Source organism: Bacillus sp. LQ01, from assembly GCF_057624735.1.
This window is the reverse complement of the sequence record NZ_JBYEZL010000001.1, coordinates 1,412,311-1,433,810: the sequence shown is the minus strand read 5'-3', so window position 1 is coordinate 1,433,810 and position 21,500 is coordinate 1,412,311. Positions and strand designations below refer to the sequence as shown.

Annotated in this window: 25 protein-coding genes; 4 read left to right on the top strand and 21 right to left on the bottom strand. The window is 33.3% G+C overall.

Going from position 1 to position 21,500, the window contains the following annotated elements; all coding sequences use genetic code 11:
* Positions 1-3: 3 nt before the first annotated feature.
* The 6 genes from AC22L0_RS07585 to AC22L0_RS07560 all read right to left on the bottom strand — a co-directional run bounded on the left by AC22L0_RS07585 (position 4) and on the right by AC22L0_RS07560 (position 7,297).
* Positions 4-1,713: an acyl-CoA dehydrogenase family protein gene (locus AC22L0_RS07585; protein WP_000415991.1), complete on the bottom strand. Its 1,710-nt coding sequence runs from the start codon at positions 1,711-1,713 to the stop codon at positions 4-6.
* 153 nt (positions 1,714-1,866) lie between these two features.
* Positions 1,867-2,775, bottom strand: a complete 909-nt coding sequence (gene prpB, locus AC22L0_RS07580; RefSeq protein WP_000312639.1) for a methylisocitrate lyase — start codon at positions 2,773-2,775, stop codon at positions 1,867-1,869.
* Positions 2,776-2,793: 18 nt separating this feature from the next.
* Positions 2,794-4,230, bottom strand: coding sequence for a 2-methylcitrate dehydratase (gene prpD, locus AC22L0_RS07575; protein WP_000598123.1), 1,437 nt, complete (start codon positions 4,228-4,230; stop codon positions 2,794-2,796).
* A 98-nt stretch (positions 4,231-4,328) separates the two neighbouring features.
* Positions 4,329-5,450, bottom strand: coding sequence for a citrate synthase (gene mmgD / locus AC22L0_RS07570; RefSeq protein WP_001987369.1), 1,122 nt, complete (start codon positions 5,448-5,450; stop codon positions 4,329-4,331).
* Between the two features lie 395 nt (positions 5,451-5,845).
* On the bottom strand, positions 5,846-6,136 hold the full coding sequence (locus AC22L0_RS07565) for a HesB/YadR/YfhF family protein (RefSeq protein ID WP_001222842.1): 291 nt from the start codon (positions 6,134-6,136) through the stop codon (positions 5,846-5,848).
* Between the two features lie 15 nt (positions 6,137-6,151).
* Positions 6,152-7,297, bottom strand: a complete 1,146-nt coding sequence (locus AC22L0_RS07560) for an MFS transporter (RefSeq protein WP_000440662.1) — start codon at positions 7,295-7,297, stop codon at positions 6,152-6,154.
* Between the two features lie 235 nt (positions 7,298-7,532).
* Between AC22L0_RS07560 and AC22L0_RS07555 the strand changes: the two genes are divergently transcribed.
* Complete coding sequence (locus AC22L0_RS07555; protein ID WP_000270088.1) at positions 7,533-7,814, top strand: hypothetical protein; 282 nt, start codon at positions 7,533-7,535, stop codon at positions 7,812-7,814.
* Between the two features lie 388 nt (positions 7,815-8,202).
* Here AC22L0_RS07555 and AC22L0_RS07550 read toward each other — a convergent pair whose 3' ends face one another.
* Positions 8,203-10,701 (bottom strand): transglycosylase domain-containing protein, encoded by a 2,499-nt coding sequence (locus AC22L0_RS07550; RefSeq protein ID WP_001293942.1) that lies wholly within the window; start codon positions 10,699-10,701, stop codon positions 8,203-8,205.
* Between the two features lie 469 nt (positions 10,702-11,170).
* On the opposite strand from AC22L0_RS07550, the gene AC22L0_RS07545 reads away from it, so the two are divergent.
* Complete coding sequence (locus AC22L0_RS07545) at positions 11,171-11,377, top strand: KTSC domain-containing protein (protein WP_000777843.1); 207 nt, start codon at positions 11,171-11,173, stop codon at positions 11,375-11,377.
* 68 nt (positions 11,378-11,445) lie between these two features.
* Here the strand turns inward: AC22L0_RS07545 and AC22L0_RS07540 are convergent, their stop codons facing one another.
* The 5 genes from AC22L0_RS07540 to AC22L0_RS07520 all read right to left on the bottom strand — a co-directional run bounded on the left by AC22L0_RS07540 (position 11,446) and on the right by AC22L0_RS07520 (position 13,996).
* A complete protein-coding gene (locus AC22L0_RS07540) occupies positions 11,446-11,658 on the bottom strand; it encodes a YqaE/Pmp3 family membrane protein (protein ID WP_000990218.1) in 213 nt (70 codons plus the stop codon).
* Positions 11,659-11,772: 114 nt separating this feature from the next.
* A complete protein-coding gene (locus AC22L0_RS07535) occupies positions 11,773-12,426 on the bottom strand; it encodes a DUF6944 family repetitive protein (RefSeq protein ID WP_001070041.1) in 654 nt (217 codons plus the stop codon).
* 139 nt (positions 12,427-12,565) lie between these two features.
* Positions 12,566-13,273: an SDR family oxidoreductase gene (locus AC22L0_RS07530; RefSeq protein ID WP_000823058.1), complete on the bottom strand. Its 708-nt coding sequence runs from the start codon at positions 13,271-13,273 to the stop codon at positions 12,566-12,568.
* Positions 13,274-13,415: 142 nt separating this feature from the next.
* The gene (locus AC22L0_RS07525; RefSeq protein ID WP_000915140.1) at positions 13,416-13,616 is read right to left on the bottom strand and encodes a hypothetical protein; all 201 of its coding nucleotides are present in this window, start codon (positions 13,614-13,616) and stop codon (positions 13,416-13,418) included.
* Between the two features lie 44 nt (positions 13,617-13,660).
* Complete coding sequence (locus AC22L0_RS07520; RefSeq protein WP_000651907.1) at positions 13,661-13,996, bottom strand: hypothetical protein; 336 nt, start codon at positions 13,994-13,996, stop codon at positions 13,661-13,663.
* A gap of 207 nt (positions 13,997-14,203) precedes the next feature.
* On the opposite strand from AC22L0_RS07520, the gene gerPF reads away from it, so the two are divergent.
* Entirely contained in the window at positions 14,204-14,419 is a 216-nt protein-coding gene (gene gerPF, locus AC22L0_RS07515) for a spore germination protein GerPF (RefSeq protein WP_001141565.1), read from the top strand.
* A 208-nt stretch (positions 14,420-14,627) separates the two neighbouring features.
* On the opposite strand, the gene AC22L0_RS07510 is transcribed toward gerPF, so the two are convergent.
* The 6 genes from AC22L0_RS07510 to AC22L0_RS07485 all read right to left on the bottom strand — a co-directional run bounded on the left by AC22L0_RS07510 (position 14,628) and on the right by AC22L0_RS07485 (position 18,602).
* The gene (locus AC22L0_RS07510) at positions 14,628-14,963 is read right to left on the bottom strand and encodes a YolD-like family protein (RefSeq protein ID WP_001999741.1); all 336 of its coding nucleotides are present in this window, start codon (positions 14,961-14,963) and stop codon (positions 14,628-14,630) included.
* Positions 14,964-15,285: 322 nt separating this feature from the next.
* Positions 15,286-15,447 (bottom strand): hypothetical protein, encoded by a 162-nt coding sequence (locus AC22L0_RS07505; protein WP_002005030.1) that lies wholly within the window; start codon positions 15,445-15,447, stop codon positions 15,286-15,288.
* Between the two features lie 4 nt (positions 15,448-15,451).
* Positions 15,452-15,682, bottom strand: a complete 231-nt coding sequence (locus AC22L0_RS07500; protein WP_000050527.1) for a KH domain-containing protein — start codon at positions 15,680-15,682, stop codon at positions 15,452-15,454.
* A gap of 249 nt (positions 15,683-15,931) precedes the next feature.
* Positions 15,932-16,150: a hypothetical protein gene (locus AC22L0_RS07495; protein ID WP_000864279.1), complete on the bottom strand. Its 219-nt coding sequence runs from the start codon at positions 16,148-16,150 to the stop codon at positions 15,932-15,934.
* A 403-nt stretch (positions 16,151-16,553) separates the two neighbouring features.
* Complete coding sequence (locus tag AC22L0_RS07490; protein ID WP_000727342.1) at positions 16,554-17,405, bottom strand: peptidylprolyl isomerase PrsA; 852 nt, start codon at positions 17,403-17,405, stop codon at positions 16,554-16,556.
* A 192-nt stretch (positions 17,406-17,597) separates the two neighbouring features.
* Positions 17,598-18,602, bottom strand: a complete 1,005-nt coding sequence (locus tag AC22L0_RS07485; RefSeq protein WP_000540659.1) for a glycoside hydrolase family 25 protein — start codon at positions 18,600-18,602, stop codon at positions 17,598-17,600.
* A 661-nt stretch (positions 18,603-19,263) separates the two neighbouring features.
* Here AC22L0_RS07485 and AC22L0_RS07480 point away from each other — a divergent pair.
* Complete coding sequence (locus AC22L0_RS07480; RefSeq protein ID WP_000412557.1) at positions 19,264-19,458, top strand: hypothetical protein; 195 nt, start codon at positions 19,264-19,266, stop codon at positions 19,456-19,458.
* A gap of 688 nt (positions 19,459-20,146) precedes the next feature.
* Here AC22L0_RS07480 and AC22L0_RS07475 read toward each other — a convergent pair.
* The 3 genes from AC22L0_RS07475 to AC22L0_RS07465 all read right to left on the bottom strand — a co-directional run bounded on the left by AC22L0_RS07475 (position 20,147) and on the right by AC22L0_RS07465 (position 21,490).
* A complete protein-coding gene (locus AC22L0_RS07475; protein WP_002100961.1) occupies positions 20,147-20,683 on the bottom strand; it encodes a C1q-like domain-containing protein in 537 nt (178 codons plus the stop codon).
* Positions 20,684-20,820: 137 nt separating this feature from the next.
* Positions 20,821-21,072: a DUF3947 family protein gene (locus AC22L0_RS07470; RefSeq protein WP_000500091.1), complete on the bottom strand. Its 252-nt coding sequence runs from the start codon at positions 21,070-21,072 to the stop codon at positions 20,821-20,823.
* 142 nt (positions 21,073-21,214) lie between these two features.
* Positions 21,215-21,490 carry a hypothetical protein gene (locus AC22L0_RS07465; RefSeq protein WP_000355689.1) on the bottom strand — a complete coding sequence of 92 codons (276 nt, stop codon included), beginning with the start codon at positions 21,488-21,490 and terminating at the stop codon, positions 21,215-21,217.
* Positions 21,491-21,500: the final 10 nt, after the last annotated feature.

Sequence of the window (21,500 nt, the reverse complement as noted above, 5' to 3'; positions counted from 1 at the left end):
TATTTACACAATATATTTCCCACGATTTATAATAGCTTTCGCAATTTCTCTCTTCTTCGTAAATACGTTCGTGTATAAAGGTACTAATAATTGACGGATTTCAGCTAAAATCACATTTCTATCTTGTTCTTCTGTGACAGCTGCTGAAAGTACAGAAATCGCCGCTTCTTCTACTTTACGGTATCCTTCTTCACAAATAACATCCGTTATGAGTTGCTTCGTACGTTCTTTTTCCTCTCCATTTTTACGTACTGCTTTTCTCGTACGTAAAAACGCTGATTCCATGATGTACACGTCCGTCAACATATTTGATATTACACGTGAATATTCTTGTTCTTGGTCAATTTTTAGACCTGGAGTTTTAGAGAGCGTTTTCAAAGATTGTTTCAACAATTTTTTCGCTAATAAAATGTAACGATGGTTTCTTTCTACATTTGCTACATCACTTTCTACTTCAGTGTCTTCTAATTGTTCGATTTGCTTCATTAACATTTTAGCAACTGTTAATCTATTAATTTCGTTCGTTCCTTCAAAAATACGACTAATTCTTGCATCACGATATAATCGTTCTACCTCATACTCTTGCATATAACCGTAACCACCATGAATTTGTACAGCTTCATCTACGATATAAGCAAGTGTTTCAGAAGCATTTACTTTATTCAGTGCACATTCAATTGCAAATTGGGACATTTTCTTCATAAGATCTTCATCGCTCTCATGAATTGCTTCATCGATTACACCTGCTGTACGATAAGCTGCACTTTCGGCTCCATATGTAGCAATAATCATATTTGCAATTTTCTCTTGAATCATCGTAAAGTCTACTAATTCCGTTTGGAACTGTTTTCGCTCTTTTCCATATTGAACCGACAAACCAATTGCTTGTTTTGCTGTTCCAATATTTCCAAAAGCAAGTTTAAGTCTAGCAAAGTTAAGAATATTAAGGGCTACGTGATGCCCTTTCCCAACTTCCCCTAAAACATTTTCAGCAGGGATGACAACATCTTCTAAAATAAGAGTCGCTGTTGAAGAACCTTTAATCCCCATTTTCTTTTCTTCTAATCCAATAGATACACCTTCACATGTTCTTTCGACAATAAACGCTGTCATTCCTTTATTTGTCTTCGCAAAAACAACGTATACATCTGCCATATGAGCATTTGTAATCCATTGCTTCTCACCATTTAACTTCCAAGCTGTTCCCTCTTCATTCAATACGGCGCTTGTTTTTGCACTTAATGCATCCGAACCAGCATTTGGCTCCGTTAAAGCATAAGCCCCAATCCATTCTCCCGATGCGATTTTCGGTAAATATTTTTCTTTTTGCTCTTTCGTTCCATAATATATGTAAGGCAATGTACCGACACCAGCGTGTATATTAAAAGAAACGCTAAACGCACCAGCGTAACCCATTTTCTCTGCTACAAGACCTGAGACAGCCTTTCCTAACTCGAACCCGCCATAATCTTCTGGTACCTCAATGCCTAATAATCCAAGTTCCCCAGCTTTCTCAAATAATTGACGAGAAACTTTATAGTTATGTTGTTCAATATTCTCCATTTGTGGAACAATTTCTTGTTTAACGAATTGTTCTGTCGTTTTTGCGATTAAATCTTCATCACCTGAAAAATCTTCTGGTGTAAAGTAAGTATGATTTATATCTTTATTAAGTGAAAAAAATTCATCCCATGGTAACTTCGTTTTCTCCATATGTATCCCCCTATCATTCGGCTGTCATAGCTTTTTGCTTATGCTCGGTCTACGATGAGTGGAATATCTTTTTTGAAAATAGAAGGCGATGATTTTTCACATCAAGCATTTTATTTTGCCAAAGATGTATTTTCATCGCCTTCGCTGCTTTATCTATTGATCTTCTGATAATACTGTTTTTGCAATACCAGTATCTAACTCTTCAAAGTCATGATATGAAATTGTTTCGTATAATTCACTTCTCGTTTGCATATTAGAAAGTGCATCTTTTTGAGAACCTGTTTCTTTAATTAAAGCAAACACATTTTCATATGCTTTCGCTGCAACGCGAAGTGAAGTTACAGGATAAATAACCATTTGGAAGCCCATATTCGCAAATTCCTCTGCACTATAATATGGAGTTTTTCCGAATTCAGTCATATTCGCAAGCAAAGGTGCATTTACCTTACTATTAAATAGACGGAATTCTTCCTCTGATTGAAGCGCTTCAGGGAAAATTGCGTCTGCACCTGCTTTTACATATGCATTTGCTCTTTCAATTGCTTCATCTAATCCTTCAACGCCGCGAGCATCAGTACGTGCTACAATGTATAAGCTCGGTGCAACTTCTTTAATCGCTTTAATTTTTTGAACCAATTCTTCTGTAGTAACAAGTTTCTTACCATTTAAATGTCCACATTTTTTTGGTAATTGCTGATCTTCAATTTGGACAGCTGCTACTTTCGCTTCCACCATTTCTACAGCTGTTCTCGCCACATTTAGTACACCACCAAATCCTGTATCAATGTCAACAAGAACAGGTAAGTCTGTAGCTCTTACTAAATCTCTTGCTCTCTCAGCCACTTCAGTAGACGTCACGATACCTAAATCTGGTAAGCCTTTACTTGCAGTATAAGCAGCTCCTGATAAATAAAGAGCTGAAAAACCTGTATTTTTTGCAACAAGAGCTGCCATTGCATCATGAGCACCTGGAATTTGCAAAATTTCATTTGCTTCTACTAAAGCTCGGAATCGATTCGCAAGCTCCTCTTGTGTTGACTGCTTTTTCACAACCCAAGCCATTCTAAATTCCCCCTATTATTAAATTAAGAATAGATCTACAAATTCGTTTACATTCATATTTTCTAGTTTTTCTTCATTTAAACAAACTTCATGAATTTGTTCTTGTTGCTTACTAGAATAATGACCTGCCATATTTGCAGTGAATTTTTGAACAACTTTTGGAATTGCTTCGTCTCTACGGAAGCGGTGACCAAGTGGATATTCACATTCCACATTTTCTGTTACTGTGCCATCTTTAAAGTGAACTTGAACAGCGTTGGCGATTGAGCGCTTGTTCGGGTCAAGGTAATCTAAACTGTACTGTTTGTTTTCAACAACAACCATCTTATTACGTAATTCATCTACACGTGGATCGTTTGCTACTGCATCTTCATAATCGTCTGCAACGATATCTCCTTTTAATAAACCAATTGCCGTAATGTATTGTAAGCAATGATCACGATCAGCTGGGTTATTTAATGGACCTTCTTTATCAATAATACGAATTGCTGATTCATGAGTTGTAATTGTAATACGGTCAATTTCATCTAATCTCTCTTTAATTTCCGGATGCAACTTCACTGCACATTCTGCAGCCGTTTGTGCATGGAATTCTGCTGGATATGACACTTTAAATAATACATTTTCCATTACATATGACTCTAGTGGTCTTGCTAATTTTAATTCTTGTTTATTGAATAATACATCTTGGAATCCCCATCCTGGCGCAGATAATGCTGTTGGATAACCCATTTCACCTTTTAGAGCAGTCATTGCAAGATGAACACCGCGGCTCGTTGCGTCACCTGCAGCCCATGATTTACGTGAGCCCGTATTTGGAGCATGACGATATGTACGAAGACTAGAATTATCAATCCACGCATGTGATAATGCATTAAAGATTTCTTCACGTGTTCCGCCAAGCATTTTCGCAACTACTGCAGTTGTTGCTACTTTTACATATAATACATGGTCAAGACCAACTCTGTTTAAGCTGTTTTCTAAAGCAAGCACGCCTTGAATTTCATGTGCTTTAATCATCATTTCTAATACTTCACGTACTTTTAAAGCTTCTTTTCCTTCTGAAATACGAACACGGCTAATATAATCTGCAACTGCTAAAATTCCGCCTAGGTTATCAGATGGATGTCCCCACTCTGCTGCAAGCCAAGTATCGTTATAGTCTAACCAACGGATCATACATCCGATATTAAATGCACCTTTTACTGGATCTAGTACATAAGACGTACCTGGTACACGTGTACCATTTGGCACGATTGTTCCTGGCACAACTGGTCCTAGTAATTTCGTACATTCTGGATATTGCAGTGCTAAAATTCCACATCCAAGTGTATCAAGTAATACGTAACGGGCTGTACTGAATGCTTCTGCACTAGTAACCTCTTTATTTAATACATAATCGGTAATCTCTTCTAATAATGCATCTTTTTGCTTAATTTCATTTGTTTTAATCATGCTATCCTTCCCTTTCTGTCGAAAATTCGTTATTATTAATGATGGGTGTCGGTCAAACACCCATCTGGCGGGCGGCGCTAACAACTCCCCAGTTGTTCTTATTTACTAAGTACATGTCGCTCGCCAATATAATTTACACGTGGACGGAACAAACGATTATTTGCATGTTGCTCAATAACGTGCGCACATAACCCCACTGTTCTAGAGCTAAAGAAGATTGGGGTGTAAAGTTGAATTGGAATACCTAGCATCCAATATACTGGAGCTGCATAATAATCAAGATTTGGATAAATTCCTTTTTCCTTCTCCATAATCTTTTCTCCAGCTTCACACATTTCATATAGTGTATAATCACCTTTTACATCACATAACTGTTTTAAAGCTTCCTTCATCATAAGTGCTCTTGGATCCATCTTCTTCATATAAACACGGTGTCCAAAGCCCATAATTTTTTCTTTGTTATATAGTTTCTTCTGTAATAACTCTTCAAATTTCTCAACATTACCAGCTTCTAAAAGCATGTACATAACCGCTTCATTTGCACCGCCATGTAAACTTCCTTTTAAAGATGCAACTGCACCTGTTAAAGCACCGTATAAATCTGATTGTGTTGATGCAATAACGCGAGCTGTAAATGTAGAGTTTGGCATTTCATGCTCACTATATAAAACAAGGGAACGATCAAAGATCTTTTCCTCAAGTTCAGTTGGTTTTTTACCAGTTAACATATAGAAGAAATTCGCACTATAAGATAATTCTTTAAGAGGTTCAATTGGCTCCTCATTATTTAAAATATGATAGCTATTCGCTACAATGTTTGGCACTTTACTTAACAGCTTGTACCCTCGGCTTTTATTCACTTCTAACGAGCGGTTTTCGATATCATTATCGTAACCAGCTAACGCTGACACACCTGTACGTAATCCATCCATGGGATGCGTCTCTTTAGGCAATGCCTTTAGTACGTTGAACACACCTTCTGGTACTGCATATTCTTCTTTTAATTTCTTTTCAAGTGTTGCTTTTTCATCTTCATTCGGTAGATGTTCCTCCAATAAAAGGTGCACAATGTCTAAATACTCTTTTGTTTTTGAGAGTTCGATTAAGTCATACCCTTGAATTACAATTTCACCTTTTACTGTGTCAAGAAACGAGATTTTCGTCTCCGCTGCCACTATACCATCTAATCCCGGGGAAAATTTCTCTTCAGCTTTCATCATTATTTCCTCCAATCCTAATAGATCTTCGTGCACATAACTGTAAGCCTTTACAATATTGTGAAACTACATTTCTATTTCAATGTATCAGAGTTTTTAGAAGATTTCAATTTATTTTATAATGATAAGTTTCCTACACTTTTCTTACTGTAACAATACAATTTTTTGAAAATAATTCTTATATTTTATAAAGAAAGGATAGACTTCTTTGCGTATTTTCAAAAACAAAATATAAAGATTTTTCATATAACACCGCCAAATATACAATTATTCTAATTTTATTTGAGAAATAGAAAAAACGAGCTGTACATAAATACAGCTCGTTACTATATGATATTTATTTCACTATCTCTTAAATATAATTTTTATATAAAACTTATTCATTTTTAATAAAGTTATTATTTTACATAATTAAATTGAATTTCTTCCATTTCCTCATGATAACTTACAAATAAATCATAGTTTTGAAAATACCAAAGATCATCAGAATCTACAAAAAATATAATACCTTCCTTCTCAACTGACACTATTTCGCCATCGGGTTTCTCAGCAACAACCCCTAAAGAATATCCGGGCTGAATTGAACTATCCCCTCCGTACCTTACAGTAAAACGTACAGATTCACCGTGCTTTATACGTAATTCTTCCTGGAACCATTGCAGAGCTTTACGATCAATTGAAATTCTCATCTTTATTCCTCCAGTTTACGCAAACTCTTTTTTTCCTAATCGTTGTTTTACAAAGAAGACGAAAATAATTAAGGCTATCAATGCTGAAATTGCACTCCCTGAAAATAAAATACGATAACCAAACATTTGTGAAACAACTCCAAGTAAAATAGCACCTAACCCGATTCCTAAATCAAACGCTGTAAAAAATGAAGCATTTGCAACTCCTCTTTTACTCGGATCGACAATTGTAAGCATTGCCGCTTGCAAAGCTGGCTGCGCTGAACCAAATCCAATACCGTATAATGTTGCTGCGATAATTACACCTATCAAACCATTTGAGATAGTTAAAACAACTATAGCTAAAATAGTAATACATAATGCTGGAAGTATGATGAATACTTCTCCATACTTATCTAATAGTTTCCCTGAAATTGGTCTTACAATTGTTAATGCAATTGCATATACAAGAAAGAAAGTTCCCGGGTTTACATGAATTGATGATGCAAATAACGGTAAAAAGGTTGTTATTCCTCCATATGCAAACGATAAAAAGAATACTACAATCGTGATTGTTAATACGGATTTCTCAAATAGCTGAATTTTCCCTTTTTCTTTTTGTGGCGTAAATGGGATCTTCGTTATTAATGATAATACAACTGCCATAAAAGATAACAACGTCGCTAATAAAAATAGACCATCAAATGAATAATTTTGCACAACCCATAATCCAATCATAGGTCCAATCGCCATTGCAATTGTCATCGCCATCCCATACCAACCCATACCTTCACCGCGGCGTGAATCTGGAATAATATCCGTTATTGCTGTTCCAACAGCTGTTGTAGAAACAGCCCATGTTACTCCGTGAATAACACGTAAAACAGCTAAAAGGACAATAGTCGATGCTATATTATAGGAGTACATCGTTAAGCCAAAAAAGATGAGTCCGAAAATAATAAAGGATCTTCTACCATATTGATCTAACATTCCTCCAATAATCGGTCGTATTACAACAGCAGCTATTGTAAACATCCCCATCATAAGTCCAACTTGCGATTCATTGCCACCTATCTCTTTAATAAAGAGCGGGAGCGTTGGAACAAGTAAATAAAATCCTGTAAATAAAAATAACATTGCGAAAGTCATTTGAATAAATGATTTCGTCCATAATCGTTCCATAAAAATACCTCCATACACTCGTAAAATATTACGATTAACACCCTCATTGTATATTTTTTTTATCTCTTTTCCCTCCGCAAATAGACGTATCTTTTCATATTAAATAGTCCACCATCAGCTTACATTAGTCTTAAGACTTTGTACGCATGTTTTAAACGAAAGTCCTATATATGTACCTTTATACGTGTGAAAAGAATATACTAATTTATTAACTCAACTTAGGAGTGAATATTTCATGTGGGTATTATTAAGAGTAACTGCCGTAGTTCCTTCGACTCCTGGGATACATGTTCCTGCAGTTCATACAGCTAGCTCCGATGTAGGAATTGAACTTCCCGCAACTTGGCAGCAATATCAAATTCCCGGTCAAGTTACCCCATCATTTTGGCATCATGGTACACACCCCAGTAGTACTCCCATTCATAGCCATAGTTATCCTCCACTACCTCCGACTCAAGTCTTTTATCATTTCCCTTCAATTTTTTTCCAAAATTTTCATGGTACGTTTAACATTTAATAGCTATCACTGTATTACCCCTACATTTTAATAAGGCGAACCTTTAATCCAGTTTCAACATAACAAAGTCGAATTCCTTAAATAAGAAATTCGACTTTTTAATTGTTTTCCAAACTAAAGTAACCGTTAAAGAAAGACATTTATTAAAGATTTGAATATAATTTTTACTTATTTAATACTTTATATGATTCATCATAGTTAGTCCCTTTGCGGGATAACCAACACATACCATCATTTGCAAGTAGACTTTTCTCTCTTTACGTTAATTCACTCTTTTTCTTCTATCTAGCCCTTAACATTACATTTTCTGTAGCAAAATGAAAAAAGCACTTAAGATTGTAATTTTCACAAATCTTAAGTGCTTTTTAATATTTTTTATAAATTTTTCTTATTGTCCATTATTGGCAGGAACCTCTCCTGCATTTCCACCATTATTTGGTTGTACTGTTGCAGGTGGGGTTGGAGTTCCTTGACCTCCATTATTATTCGCTGGAGGTGTCGTTCCTTGACCTCCTCCGTTATTTGCTGGAGGTGTCGTTCCTTGGCCTCCTCCGTTATTCGCTGGAGGTGTCGTTCCTTGGCCTCCTCCGTTATTCGCTGGAGGTGTCGTTCCTTGGCCTCCTCCGTTATTTGCTGGAGGTGTCGTTCCTTGACCATTTCCGTTATTTTGTTCATTTTGTTTCTTTTCTTCTTCTTGTTTCTTTTGCTCTTCTAGTTTCTTTTGTTCTTCTTGCTTCTTAAGTTCCTCTTGTTTCTTTTGTTCTTCTTGTTTTTTCAGTTCTTCTTGTTTCTTTAATTCTTCTTGCTTTTTCTCTTCTTCAGTTTTTTGCTGTTGATCTTGTTTTGGTTGCTCCGTTGTATCCGGTACGCTAGTATTTGGCGATGAATCACGTTTTTCACCTTTTATACGTAGCTCACTACCTTCTTGAATAACACTACTTGGCATTTTAAAGCGTGATTTATCTGTAGCCATTTCGCTCATCATTTCTTTAAAGATCAACTGTGCAATTTTCGTATTTTTACTACTAATATACTCGTCTTTACCATCTTTCATATACCCAGTCCATACTGCCATCGTATATTGCGGTGTATATCCAGCAAACCAACTATCACGAGTTGCACTTTCTGGAATTTTATATTGAGCTAATTGCTTTGATGAATAGTTTGTCGTACCCGTTTTACCAGCTACATCTAAAGAGCCTACATTTGCCGATGTACCAGTACCCGATGTAACTACAGAACGAAGCATATCAGTAATCATGTATGCGGTAGAATCTGTCATAACTTGTTTTGGTTTTTGTCCAAAACTTTGTGACTTACCGTCTGGATAAACGACTTTCTTAACAAAATGCGGTTTCGTATATTTACCTTCATTACCAAATGCTGCATAAGCACCCGCTATTTCAGTTGGCGATACTTCATTTGTACCAATCGCTGTCGATTCCGTCGGTGCTGTATTAAATGTAATACCTAGTTTCTCAGAGAATTCTTTTGATTTACTAATCCCTACTTCTTTTGCAGTTTTAATTGCAGGAATATTACGCGACATTTTTAATGCTTCACGCATCGTAATTGGACCCATATGACTTCTATCTGCATTTCGAACTTCTTGACCCGTTGAATACTTAAATGGAGAGTCATCGATTTGATGATACGTAGCCCATTTTAAATATTCAATTGCAGGAGCATAGTCGAAAATTGGCTTCATCGTTGAACCAGCTGCACGATCTAATTCAATTGCCATATTATGCCCTTTAAATACAGCTTTATTTTCTCCACGGCCACTACCTATAGCACGAACTTCTCCTGTTTTCGTATCCATAAATGTGAATGCACCTTGGAATTTATCGTTTGGATAATCAATGATATTATTATTTAAAATATTATCAGCAAGTTTCTGTGCTTTCGGATCTAACGTTGTATAAATTTCTAAACCGTCAGAACCAATATTAGCATCTGGCAATTCTTTTTCTACTTCTTTCACAACTGCATCCATAAATGCAGGGTATGGCATTGTTTGTAGTTGAGCTGCAGGCTTGAGTCCCTTTTCTACGTCAACTTTTATTGCTTCTTCCATTTCCTGTTTTGTTATATATCCATGTCGATTCATTAAGTTTAGAACAACATTTCTTCTTTCTGTTGCTTTTTGAACATTTTCTTTTTTCGTTGGATCATAGTTATTCGGTGCTTTCGGTAAACCTGCAAGCATCGCAACTTCTGGTAATGTTAAGTCCTTCAATTCTTTACCATAGTAGTTTTGTGCTGCTGTTGCGATACCATATGAACGATTACCTAAGTTAATTTTATTTAAGTACATCTCTAATATTTCATGTTTTGAATACTGTTGTTCTAGCTTATAAGCTAAATATATTTCTTGCGCCTTACGCTTTGGTGTTTTATCCATAGATAAGAAGTAGTTTTTAATAACTTGCTGCGTTATCGTACTTCCACCTTGAGAGCCATAATCTCCTTTAAGACTCACTAAAACAGCACGGGCAGTACCTTTAAAGTCTACTCCGCTATGCTCATAAAAACGTGAATCTTCTGTCGCTAAAAATGCATTTTCTACTAATTTAGGTATTTGATCATACGTAACATTCGTCCTTTTTTCTTTTCCATATTCATATACCAAATCCCCGTTTTTATCATAAATTTTTGAGGATAACGGATTAACAAGTTTTGCTTTTTCCAGTTTTGGTGCGTCCTTAATCATTACGAAAAAGGTAGCAACCCCCGCCACTAAACCTACAATACCAAGTAATAAACAAGTAATTAAAAACTTGCGGAAAAATGATGTTTTACCTTTTGGTTTTTGTGTTTTAGAAGCTGGTTGTTTTTTCTTTTTAACTTGTCGTCGCTCCTCGCGAGAACGATAATTTTCTGACATGTTACTTTCTCCTGCCTTTCAATTCTCCCGTTGATTTAATTAAAAATATTGAGGTCACTTTCGTAAATACGTTTAGGCAAGAAAGTGTACTGACCTGGAGCATTCAATATTTTCCTAATTCACAGATTACAAATTTTAGAATGGCTCTTATACATACTATTTTCACTTCTAATTTTCTAATAATGCTGCCCCTTTTAGCATAATAATGAAAGAAGTGAATTTTTATTACCTCGTATAAATAATATACCTTTTTTTCAAATGGTCAATATTTTCTTATTAATAAATCAAAGGTGAAATAAAAATAGCATATCGATATGAACTTCGTGTGAACTTACTTATAATTACGTATAACCAATATTAAATATATTGAATATAGGTATAATACCTCTTTAATTATAAAGATTTCAACACCACAATACCGTTACCTACAAAGAATTATTAAAAATGAAAAATAAGGAGTTGCATAATAATGAAGCTATCTCCGGTTACCTCAAAAAATATAGTTGCTGTTGGTTATAATCCTTTTTCTATGATTTTGCGAATCCAATTAAAGCATGGTATGTATGATTTCTTTAATGTACCAGAAAGCATTTATACTGGCCTATTACATGCACAATCTAAAAGTTATTATCATAATACTTACATTAAAAATTCTTTCCGCCACACAAAAATTTAAACTTAACACCCACTAAAAAAAGAAAGGAGGTTAATCCTCCTTTCTTTTAAAAACATTTGGCAGATGAATTATCTTCGATTTCTCTTATTAATTTCATCATATGCTTGAATTTGTTTTTTCAAACGCTGATCAGCTTTTTTATCATGCACTACAAGAATTGCGTGTATAACTCCTGGAACCCAAAATATTAATGTTAATATGAAATTTATGATTGCCTGAATTGGTTTTCCACAAAATAATACAGCAACAGGTGGAAGAAAAATTGCTAATAAATACATCATCCCTTGAAAACTCCTTATTTTGTATTTTATATATCACTTTTCAAAATATACGCAAAAAAACCTACTACCATTTTAATCTTAACCTGCCTCTAAAATCAATGTATCTCCTTCTATTTATATAAGTATTTCAGACTTTTCATTGTTTTCTAGCCTATTTTCTTCCTCTATTGCAGTTATTCCAATTGCGGAAATTAACGTTCCTATCGCTTGTATCCAAATACCAATGAGTGCAATGATTCTCTCATCCTTCTTATCAAAAATACTATCTTTATTTTCTTTCTCATCTTTCAATACATTTAAAACACCTTGATACGCTTGTAATCCAGCTCCTAAACTTTGCATGGAGTTACCCAGTATAATAATTTTCTGTAATACATTTATATCCACCAAAGCTGCTTCTACTCCTAAAAAAGCACCAATCGATTGTAAACTGTTCCCTGTAATGATAAGATAATCATTTTCTTTCAATTGTTCATTTATATTAAAATATATTCCTATTACATTTGATATATTTCCTAATGCTAATAACTCAATTCCTATTTGATCAAGTAATTTACTTTGATTCTCTCTTTTTTCTTCCCCATCATCATAATTGCTCGCAATGATTTGTAATATATACCCGAGGGCTTGTAATGAGCTTCCTACAATAACAAGTTCCGATTCAACTTTCTCTTCTCCAATAAATCCTCTTGTCGTTCCAATAGCAGCTGTAAGATTCCCCCCTACTTGAAACCATGCCCCTGTCACTTTTAAACTGCTTGGATTCATTTTTATCACCTATTCAAATATTTTCTAAAGCTTTCAAAACAAACAAATCTCACCCTTAATCTTTTATTTTATTTTTCAGATGTAATTTTGTGAATGATCTAATGTGCTACTAATATAAAAAGCACCTTAAAGGTGCTTTTTATACGCATGCTGGGCATGTCAATGAATCTCCATTTTTATCTATTGTTATATTCAATATATATTCAATTGCGTTATGTGACCAAGTTTCAGGTGTAGGCGATTCATTTATATATTGTGGCGCACATGACTTCAGCATTGGAGTACTAATACTCCCCCCAGGATCTAAAGCAACTACAGCCATGCCATGGGGTAATTCCAGGGCCATAGATTTAGTGATACCTTCAATTGCAAATTTCGAGGCACAATATGGCGCAAGCTCAGCTTCACCTTCTCTCCCCCAACTAGAACTCATATTAATGATAATTCCTTCTTTCCTAGCTACCATTGCGGGAACAAACGCTCTTATTACATTTACTACACCATTCACGTTTACATTCATTACATTTTCGAATTCTTGAGCCGTAATTTTCCAAAGTTGTGCATTTTGATTTACAATCGATGCATTATTTATTATCAGATCGGGAGCCGTATGTCTATTAAATATATAATTTGCCCAGTTATTAACTTGCTGAGAATCTGAAACATCAATTACTTGGAAATCATGTATTTTACTGTACTGTTTTTTTAGTTCTTCAATTTTATCTTTTGAACGTCCACAACCATATATGTTCCACCCTAATTCATGAAATCGATCAACCATCGCACGTCCTAACCCTTGTGTCACACCTGTAATAATTACAGATTTACTAATTTCTTTTCGCTTCATTTCTCTCATCCTCCTTCCCTATATCTTACTCTCTTCATTTTTATTCAGCGATTTACTATAGTATCAACTCAACTCATACTTTAGTAATGGTTTTGATATTGCATACATAAGCAAAAAAAGTAACCATCATGGTTACTTTTTGCTATATATCTAAAAATTCATTGTTTATTTCATTATTGTTTTTACATTTCAACTTCTCTTTTCCACATTTCTCACACTGGTAAATATAAACTACACCTAATATACCTTTTTTAAAATCCTCATTATCCTGCATCTTAATAAAAATATATTTATGTTTACAATGCGATTCACCCAAATAATTTTTAAACCACTTTTTCAACACAACACATTCCACCTTTATGATAGAACCTTTATTTAGCTGCTTTATTACATACTTTTATTTAAATGTTCAATCTCATCTTGCAATTTTTTAAATTGCTCAAAATGCATGGTAATAGATTGGCTACTGCCATAATCAACATTTTGTTTCACTAATATAACACCCGTGTCATGAAAAAGCGCTTCAAGTTCTTTCCTAATAGACACTTTCGCAATATGAGCTGTTTTAATTGCAGATAAAATTGCAATTTCATTAAACTTTAATTTTATTTCATTTGGACAAAATGCGTCTTCAACTAATATAACTTCATTACTATAAATTAATGCAACAAGATTACTTGATTTGGCATCTGTTAAATCAACTTTTTTCATAATATCTTTCATTACATTTTGCCTCCTTTATTTTCATATATATCAATTATACAAATTTTTTAAAAAAATTACTCAACTTTATTATATTAATTTTAACACACTTTTATTGAAATCCACGCTCCAAACGTTTTACTATTCCACAATTTTTATTGTATGAACCATCTGGACTATAACTCCATATAGTAATGTTAACAACTTATTATAAAGCAGGTGAAAATTATGCCATCAGTTGTAGGAAATTTAGTTGTACAAAATAGCAATGGATCATTTAACTTAGGTGATTTCTACAACGTATCTCCGAAAGAAAATACGAAAGCTTATAATGGTTCCGGCGCATCAAACGTTGGTTTTGTTGTTAATACTTTTAACGGTGTTAGCGCGACCAATACATTTGATTCTGACCTTGCAGATCAAAACCAAGTGGGTACAGCCTAATCTTATGTTCAACTTTCTGTATAGAAAATTTTAATTTGTCTATACTATAATCAGGCTGTTTGACAGCTCTTGTTGATTTTGGAGTACCCTATCTTTTTCTCCCTTTCCCTGGGGCTCAGCAGCTAGCACGAAGCTAGCTGCTTTTTCTTGTATTATTTGTCTCATAAATCAGAAATAAAAGAAGCTGCCATTTAATATTCAGCTTCTTTTACGTTATTTCAATAATATCCATAGCGTTAAATACGTAAGTTTTATAAAAGGCGTCTGTACAAATTACAATTTGTTTTACCGGATTGATATGTACAACAGTCATGTAGCTTGTTAGTATGTAACCATCTTCAAAATATGTTACCAATATTTCTTTCTCAGACAGTAATGACGTTAATAATTTATCAGAAATTCTCTCTTTTGCTTCATTTGTTAAAAGCGGTTTTTGTACTTTTAATTTCTCTCCAATAATCTTTCTCATATTTAAAAGTTGTTCGGACATTACTGTAAACGGAACCCACTCTCTTTCTTCTTTTTGTATCTTTACATCGTTCATTTTTTATCTCCTTGATCATTTATACATTTATTTAGCCATACTATCCCTTAGTTATTTTTAATACTCACTAAACTCGGATTTACTTCTAAACTATAATTAGGTTACTTCTTAAAAGAACATTCGTTCCTATTATACACGAACTTACGTTCTTTTGAGAAGAGCCATACTTATTATTTCTTAACAAAAAACATAATTTTATTTATCTCCATACTTTTTTCCTTTATCAAATAAATTTCTCATTTCTTATATAACATGCATATAACAACTAAAAGGCGACTTCACCCAAAGTGAAATCGCCTTTTTCTAAAAAATATTTCAAAGCTTATTTTTCTATCCTAACTAATGTTCTTTCTGGAATACATAATTCATCTATATTAAAATGATTTATTTTTAAGTTCAATTCCCCTACTCGTTCCTTATCTTCATCACCAACCCAACAACTAAATAATTCGAAATAGTCTCTATCTTCCAAATAACCTTCCATAAAGTTAAAAGTTTTTCTTTCGCTTCTTTTTTTCCTTTACATTTTGCCACTCGACAAGTTCAATTCCCCAACTAGTTGAAACCTCATATGTGTAATTTGTTTGGAATTGATAATCTTGTACAATTTCAAGCATACTTTCATCTGAAAAACACGGTCCAAAAACAATTAGATTATTAGAATCCGGATCCGTTAACGGAATTTCTACATTACAGCCTGTGTAACTTGCTAAACTCATTTTATACTCCTCCAGTATTCGTATAAAAAATACTTCATAGTATATTTATTTATTTAAATATAAAATCCCTGCCTAAACGAAAAAGTTTTAAATTTTTATCGTTTATTAACCATCTATAACTGAAAACATATACTATGATGAACGAACTCACAAAGCATAAGAAAAGAGAGCATTTACAACACTCTCTTTTCTTACATACTCTATGGAACTTTACAAAACTGAATCAATGATTTTTATTATTATATTTTATTACATATACTTAGGTTGTACTATTATATGTAACTCTCTCTCTGTATCCGCTTTTTTCGGATGACGAAAATAATTAAGTTCGTACTTTAACACTTTATACTCAACCATCCCGATTTTAATCCCTTTCGTTTCTTTTAATATAGCTAATAAATCACTTACATTTTCATCATATGACTCAAAAATTTTCGCGCCGCCCTCTCCTTGAAAGATTACTTTCATATATTCTCCACCACCTTAATTTATTGATGTGGTAAATGACGCGTTTAAAACGATTCATTCTTTATCCTAAAATTTTCATATGAAAAAGAACATCCTTTCCAATCGAATGCTCAGCTTTTTACTAATTATCCATGTTAAATATTTATTCAAAGACATTATATGTATTATTTTTTAAATTATGTTCGATATCCATTATTAAAGAGTAAATATATGTAATAAACTTGCATAATGAAAACCGTAGAATATCCACTTTCGTTGAAAAAATTATAATCCATAATTTTCCATTGTAATTCTTAATATTTAAATGTAATATTGTATTGTCTTACTATCTATTTATAACTCACACACTAATTAGAAAAGGGAACTCTATATGAGTTCCCTTTTCTAATTATGATTACAGTCATTATTTCTTTTCTAGAAATTTAAATGTATCTTTAAATTCTTTATTATTCACTTTAATATCAGCATCTTTCAATAAATCATTGACTACTTGTTGTTTCCATTTACCTGTCGTATCTTGTAGTCTTTGTTGTTCTATATCTTTACGAATTTTATCCTTTACTTCATCAAATGGCTTCAATTCTTTTTTATCCGTCACTTTAATAATATGGTAACCGTAAGTTGTTTTAACCGGCTCACTTACTTGGCCTGCATCTAATTTATACGCAGCTTCCTCAAATTCTTTCACTGTTTGTCCAGGGGCAAAACCAGATATTTCCCCGCCCTGTTCCTTTGAACCAGTATCTTCTGAATACTGTTTTGCTAAGGCAGCAAAATCTTCACCATTATTTACTTTCTCCTTTATTTCTTTAGCCGTTTTTTCATCTTTCACTAAAATGTGACTTACTTTCATTTCTGGTTTATAGTTATCTTTCACATCTTTATCTGTAACTGTTGCTTTAATTGCTTTCTCAAATGCAATTTCTGGCTTCATTTTTTCTTTTAATTCATCTTCATTTTTCAACCCAAGTTGTTCTAAAGTCGATTTAAAGTTTTCACCCATTTTATCTTTTGCTTCTTCTACTTTCTTTTTTGCTTCCTCATCTGAAACTTTATATTTATCTAGCAATGCCTTACTTAACATCATTTGATATAAAGTACTTTCTCCATATTGTTGTCGTAATTCTTTACTTAATTCTTTCTCTGTAACATTTCCTACTTTTGATGTTACTACGTTGTCTGAGGAACCACATGCAGATAATGCTAGCATCATGCATGAAATAATTGTTCCAATAAATATTTTCTTCTTTTTCAATTCAAATACCTCACTTTTATCATTATGCAAATTAACTATACACAGTCATTGTGAAAACAGTGTGTTTTCTACATGTAATTCATTTCATATGAGTTGACTATGTATCATGTATTTTCATTTTTAAATATAAAGAGCCTTCTTACTATGCATAGTAAGAAGGCTCTTTATATAATTCTCAAAAAAATATAGCTTCTATAGTTGCTTAATAATTACATGTTTTTCAGGTATCCAACTATTCTGTCCGATATCTACCGCATTTCCCACTCTACCCCACACTCGAAAAGATGTCGATCCATCTATGTTTCCTTTATAATTCATACATTCAGGCTCTTCATAATAATTTACTCCGTAACCGACAGGATATTTTGAAGTTGCATAAAACCATTTCACATTAAAATGTTTTAAATATACCCACTGCTTATCGTTCCCTAAACAAATCATATCTTGCTCACCGCCTCCCCAATAACCTGCTAAGATTAAATATGGAATTTTTTGAGTGAGTGTACCTGTAAATTGAGGATTCATGGGGTTTTCATATAAATTTATTCCATATCCATCAGGATATTTCGAAACTGCAATACCAATGCCATTCGGTTGCTGTGTATACACTATGTTAGATTGATTTGCTTTGTTCGAATTTATAAACCAAGAAAGTGACTTATTTCCTACTAATCGATTCAGATCACATTTCCCAATCCCAGGAACATTCCCTGAATCCGTATATTGCCACATATCGCATGGATATGCTGGCTTATTCCCTCCATAACGAGGGATCCATACGAAATCAGCTTCAATATTACGTGCTCCAAATGATAGATACGTGTGATGCCCTACATATAATCCTACTTTTTCCGCACCTAAACGGCGTAATTCATCAATAAACGCCTGTGTCCCGCCTTGCATATCTACCATCGTTTGAACTTCTACGTCCGCTACCCAAAACTTAGCAGATTGATCACCACGATTCCAAAAATCTTGTGCCTCTTTCTTTGCATCAGCAATAGATATAAAACGACAAAAAGCATAATTACCGAATGGGATACTATGCTTTTTCATTTCACTAACATAATTTTGATACATAAAATCCACCGTATTAGAGCCATCTTGAACTCTAGCAATCACTAAATCTAGCTGAGATGCTGCAATATCCCAATTGATAGTTCCATTCCATTTTGAAATATCTACAATATACCCCATACATTCCAGCTCCTTTTGAATGTCCTATTCATAGCTAGTTTTATTGTAAGCCTCCTCTCTCTAAAACTAGCTATCTATAATATAAGTAAAAAGAATCTTTACTGTTTTTCAAAATATATTCTCTTTCAGAAATATTTCTATTAGCTTTAACATGTATGTCACAAAAAATATTCTCATATTCGAAATATACCTTACTATTTGTTATGTAGTCTCATCCTATCAATTTAGGTATTGAACATTTTTATAGATATTAGAAAAAATCCTCTTATATTATTAACTTAAAACTTCCAGTATCAATTCCCTTTCAGTTAATAAAAATCACTACTCATTTTCTATATATTATTAAGTCAAATGTTGAATTTTTTAATTCATTAAAATTTGTGATCCAAGGTGGTGAAAGCTGAACTTGTACATTTTCTTCCAATATTTTATACTACCTCCTTATACCATTCTTACTAACATAATATGTAACAAACTAAAAAATGCATTAGTTATATTAATTAAACATTTTATTTCACATTCTCAATTTCCCCTTTACATCTTTAAGCACTTTTACTACTATGAAATTCTTTATTATAAGCAAATCCACTGAAATTTCATATTATACTAATACGACTCTATATCCTTTAAATTATAATACTCAATATTAGGAGCTGATTTCATGGAAAAAAAACCTATCGTGTTTAAAATTCCACCAAATTCAAAACTAAAAGTTACATTTTTCGGTCCTTGTAACGAAGTAATTACAAATGTGTCTATAATTAATCAACTATGCACCCCTAAATGTCAAACTATCACGCAATATCCAGACTTTAAGAAATATGTAACTGAAGTACGATCGTTATCCCGTTGTTAGTCCGCATAATGCACGATTTTCACAACTTTGTTACCTAAAAATAACTGAGAAAGAAAATAACTGCATTCCTAGACTAAAATTACTCATTTTATGATATTCCATTGATAATTCATTGATTTTTTACACGTTTTTATTAAAAGAACATATATTATCGTATGGAGATTATCCACTCATAAAACCTATCTTTCTTTGGAGCGTACTTATTATGTATGCTCTTTTTTTATGTAACCGTCCCCCTTCTAAATTGGCCAACAATATATTAAAATTCTTTATATACTCAAGGAGGTCAAATATGTTCAAGCTGCATCCGATACTACTCATCTTAGGATTGATTTTGTTTTTATATAGTGTAATCGCCTTTACGCTATTCTTTTCAGTGTATTAGCATTCCCTACACAAATCTATGTTCAATATATAATTTCTATATAGTAAAGAAAAAACGTAATGATACGATCTTTTATGTATTCCGTCTTTCTTGTTCTATAAGAAAACTAGTAAACTTACTAACAATGAGTTTTCACAAGCATGTTACTTATTATTCTGTTTATTATCTGAAGAAGGTTGAAGCCCCTACAAATTAAACTACGCTTTACCTATTTACTTATATATTTTAGAAAAACAATAATAATCCCCCACCATTTGGTAAGGGGATTAACTAAACCTACTAAAAAGCATTTAATAGTCTGTTTTATTTAATTGGAGAAGGAAATCTTGCTGCTTCAAAATGTGCCCCATCTTCTAAAGGACTTAAAACCCCATCTATACTACTTTGTGCATAAATCTCAACTTCATCCCCTGCATTCAATTGAACAATCGTCGAAACACTTACGACATTTCCAAAACTTATTGGACCAAAAAAGTCATTATCTATAGCTATCGCTGCGTTTCCATTCACACGAATTTCTACACGCGCTCTATAATTTAAAGTTGGATCGTTTGGAAAGAAACCAATCGTTCCAATAATAGAATATACACCTTTAGTCTTCGGCGTAAAAATAGATGTTGCTGGATTATACTCATTCGCTAAATCAAATTGTTCATTTTGAAATAACACTTTCACAAAAGTATTAGCAGGAACATTTTGATTCACAGTATTTCTAGCTCTAAATGCCGATGCTCTAACAAGATTGTCCTTATTATCATGACACTTACTAGTGTTCTTACAACAATCATGATGCTTCTTTTTATACTCCTTACAATACTTACAGTAGTAATAACAAGACATACTAATTCCCCTTTCAAACTTATTACTACATATTATGTAAGATTGATTTATAAGGTTTGGACTAGCTATTTTTCTTATTCATAAGGGCGCTATTAATCTACACCCTTATTTATATAAACCACTTCATTCCTTACTAGTTATAAGTTGTATATAGTTCCATATGGAATAGTAAGAAAAGAACTTCCGTACGGTGTAACATGATGTACTGGATAAAAATACTCTACGGATGAGTAATATGGTTGTACTCCTTGCTGCTGCATTTGCATTTGTTGTTGCATTTGCAATGCTTGTTGAATAGCTTGGACTGTACTTTGTGCTCCACTATACGTTATAGACGTACCATACGCTGGTCGTATGCCAGCTTCAGAATTAAAATATGAATAAAACATGATCTTCAACTCACTTCCGTATAATTTATTACAAATTATATTATGATTCTTTATTTCAGTAGGTACTATAAGCTAGTCCGCTCGCTTATATTCAAATGACAAAATAAAACAGTAGCTGCTAGACTACTTTGAATTCTTCTTATTACCAAATGAAATGATATACATATTCTCCGGTTACACGCTCATCGATTCCAGCAACCCTAACGAACCTAAGTAAATCCGCCCCTTGAAGAAAATATATCGACATCGTAACCGGTACTTGTGACCACATGAATTGAAAAAGCTCATTCACCCTCTGATTCGTCGTAATGATTAGATCATTTACAGGTCCATGATTCCATGCAGAGGTTTGAACTGAAGTGAAAGAAAGGTCTTTCCCATTAACCACTATTCTTGCCACGCTTTGAGTTATGTCCACAATACTCCCC